We start from the raw sequence: 3,192 nt of genomic DNA on the forward strand, positions 1-3,192 counted from the left end.
TTACCACCCGTAACACCCGGGAGCCCAGTGCGCCCCCAGCCCTTAGGGCGTTGGGGCCCGCCCCCTCCAACCCCCCCCCCCGGCCCCCCCCCCCCCCGGGGGGCGGGTGTGGCGCGCGCGTGGCGTCAGAGCACGCACTCGGCCTCGGCGTAGCGGTCCTCGGGGACCGTCTTCAGCGTCTCCACGGCCTGCGCCAGCGGGACCATGACGATGTCGGTGCCGCGCAGCGAGGTCAGCATGCCGAACTCGCCGCGGTGCGCGGCCTCGACCGCGTGCCAGCCGAAGCGGGTGGCGAGGACGCGGTCGTACGCGGTGGGGGTGCCGCCGCGCTGGACGTGGCCGAGGATGACCGGGCGGGCCTCCTTGCCGAGCCGGCGCTCCAGCTCGACGGAGAGCTGGTTGGCGACGCCGGTGAACCGCTCGTGGCCGTAGATGTCGGTGCCGGCGGTCTTGAAGTCCATGGAGGAGCCCTCGCGCGGCTTCGCGCCCTCGGCGACCACGACGATCGCGAACCGCTTGCCGTCCTCGAAGCGGGCGCCGACCCGGGAGGTCAGCTCGTCGATGTCGAAGGGGCGCTCCGGGACGACGACGGCGTGGGCGCCGGCGGCCATGCCCGAGTGCAGGGCTATCCAGCCGGTGTGACGGCCCATGACCTCGACGACGAGGACGCGCTGGTGGGACTCGGCGGTGGTCTTCAGCCGGTCGAGGGCCTCGGTGGCGACGGTGACGGCGGTGTCGAAGCCGAAGGTGACGTCGGTCGAGGCGATGTCGTTGTCGATGGTCTTCGGGACGCCGACGATGGGGAGGCCGGCCTCGGAGAGGAGGTTGGCGGCCTTGAGGGTGCCCTCGCCGCCGATCGGGATGATCGCGTCGAGGCCGAGGTCGGCGACGTGGCCCTTGGCCCGCTCGACCCCGTCGACGAGGTGGGCGGGCTGGACGCGGGAGGAGCCGAGGATGGTGCCGCCGCGGGCGAGGATGCCGCCGACCGCGTCGAGGTCGAGCTTCCGGTAGTCGCACTCCAGGAGGCCCTTCCACCCGTCGTGGAAGCCGATGACCTCGTCACCGTGGTCGACGACGGCCCGGTGCACGACGGAACGGATGACGGCGTTCAGACCGGGGCAGTCTCCGCCGGAGGTGAGCACACCAATGCGCATAGCCCAAAAACCTTTGCAACGTGGGCCGACTCCCGGACCACGTCGTCCGGCTGGATCCCCGCCACCCTATCGTTGCCGGGTGGCGGGGCCGAACCGGATGTCCGCAGATTGGACACCGTATTTACTTACGAATCCAATGTGCGCTAGGCCGCTCAGAAGTGCAGGTCCGAGGGCCTTCTGGCGATCCGTCAGGCGGGCTGCGAGGCGGCCGCGATGCGCTCGGCGCGCAGCGCCTCGTACCACCGGTCGTCGGTCGGCGGCAGCGCGTTGACGTCGAGGGCCAGCTTCAGGAGCAGGTCCGCGATCTGCGGGTTGCGGGCCATCACGGGACCGTGCATGTAGGTGCCGAAGACGGTGTCGTTGTACGCGCCCTCGGTGCCGTCGCCGGTGCCGTTGCCGTTGCCGAAGACGGTCCGCGCGAAGGGGCGGGCCGTCGGGCCGAGGTGGGTGACGCCCTGGTGGTTCTCGAAGCCGGTCAGCTGGGGGAGGCCCAGGTGCGGGTCGATGTCGGCGAGCACGTCGCCGACGCAGCGGGCGCCCTCGCCGCGGACCGTGGTGACGTCGAGCAGGCCGAGGCCCGGCTCGCGCGCCCCGAGGTCGTTGATGAACTCGTGGCCCAGGATCTGGTAGCCGGCGCAGACCGAGAAGATGATCGCGCCGTTGGAGGCGGCCCGGGAGAGGCCGCCGTCACGGCGCAGCCGCTCGGCCGCGAGCCGCTGCGGCCGGTCCTCGCCGCCGCCGATCAGGTAGATGTCGCCGGAGGTGGGGACCGGCTGGTCGCTGCGGACGTCGACGCGGTCGACGTGCAGGCCGCGCTGGCGGGCGCGGCGCTCGACGACGAGGACGTTGCCCTGGTCGCCGTAGGTGCTGAGGAGGTCGGGGTAGACCCAGACCACACGCAGGCTGCTGTCACTCATGCTGCCACTCCTTCTGCGAGGCCGGGCGGGGTCAGTTGCCGACACGGCGGCGTACGTCCTGGAAGGCGGTGTAGTTGGCGATCAGCTCGATCTGGCCGGGCGGGGCCATGGCGACCGCCTCGTCGAGCGTGTCGCAGACGCGGAAGTCCACGCCCGCGACCTCCAGGCGGACCGCGAGGTCGAGCCGTCGGTCGCCGATGACCATGATCGGGTGGCCGGCGAGCCGGCCGTAGTCGACGTCCCAGAGCCAGGAGGTGTCGGTGCCATCGGCGCCGCGCGCGTTGACCGAGAGGATCACCGGCGTCGGCGGCGGGTCGATCAGCGAGAACGTCTCCAGCCAGCCGGCCGGGTTCTTCGCGAGCAGCAGCCGCAGCTGCCGGTCCTGGAAGGAGACCACGTCGTAGCGGCCGGCCACGGCCTGCACCTGGTACATGCGCTCCAGGGCGACCTGCGGCGGGACGCCGAAGACGGCGGCGACGGCGGCCGAGGTGGCGGCGTTCGCCTTGTTGGCGCGGCCGGGCAGCTGGAGCCGGATGGGCCAGGCCGAGCCGTGCGGGTCGAGCACGTGGTCGCCGCTGAGCGCCCAGCTCGGGGCGGGACGGCGGAAGCCGCACTCGCCGCAGAACCAGTCGTCGCCGGGGCGCTGGAGGACGCCGCCGCAGGAGGGGCACGACCAGGCGTCGTCCTTCCACTCCTGGCCGACCGCGACCCACACCACGTTGGGGGAGGAGGAGGCGGCCCAGACGATCAGCGGGTCGTCGGCGTTGGCGATGACGACGGCCTTGGAGCCGTTCAGGCCCTCGCGCCACTTCTCGGCGAGCATCCGCGTCTCGGCGGCGCGGTCGAGCTGGTCGCGGGAGAGGTTGAGCAGCGCGATCGCCTTGGGGGTGGTGTCGCGGGCGACGCCGGCGAGGTACTTCTCGTCGACCTCGATCACGCCGAACCGGGCGTCGCTTCCGCCGGCGAGGGCGGAGGTGATGCCCGCGGGCATGTTGGCGCCGAGGGCGTTGGAGACCACCCGGGCGCGGGGCCCGGGCCCCGCCGCGCGCCACCCGGGAGGGGGGGGGGTTTGCTGTGGGGGGGGCCACCGGTGGGGTTTAAAAAAAAAACCAACCCCCAGA

General features: G+C 72.6%; 2 protein-coding genes and 1 pseudogene. All 3 read right to left on the minus strand.

Annotated features, from left to right (window positions below; all coding sequences use genetic code 11):
* Positions 1-125 precede the first annotated feature (125 nt).
* Complete coding sequence (locus ACFW1I_RS30975; protein WP_031006738.1) at positions 126-1,154, minus strand: 6-phosphofructokinase; 1,029 nt, start codon at positions 1,152-1,154, stop codon at positions 126-128.
* Between the two features lie 188 nt (positions 1,155-1,342).
* Positions 1,343-2,071, minus strand: a complete 729-nt coding sequence (locus ACFW1I_RS30980; RefSeq protein WP_384676134.1) for a type 1 glutamine amidotransferase — start codon at positions 2,069-2,071, stop codon at positions 1,343-1,345.
* Positions 2,072-2,102: 31 nt separating this feature from the next.
* Positions 2,103-3,119, minus strand: a pseudogene (locus tag ACFW1I_RS30985) (MurT ligase domain-containing protein); the annotation flags it as partial.
* Positions 3,120-3,192 lie beyond the last annotated feature (73 nt).

Source organism: Streptomyces sp. NPDC058955, from assembly GCF_042741435.1.
In the GTDB taxonomy this organism is placed as follows: domain Bacteria; phylum Actinomycetota; class Actinomycetes; order Streptomycetales; family Streptomycetaceae; genus Streptomyces.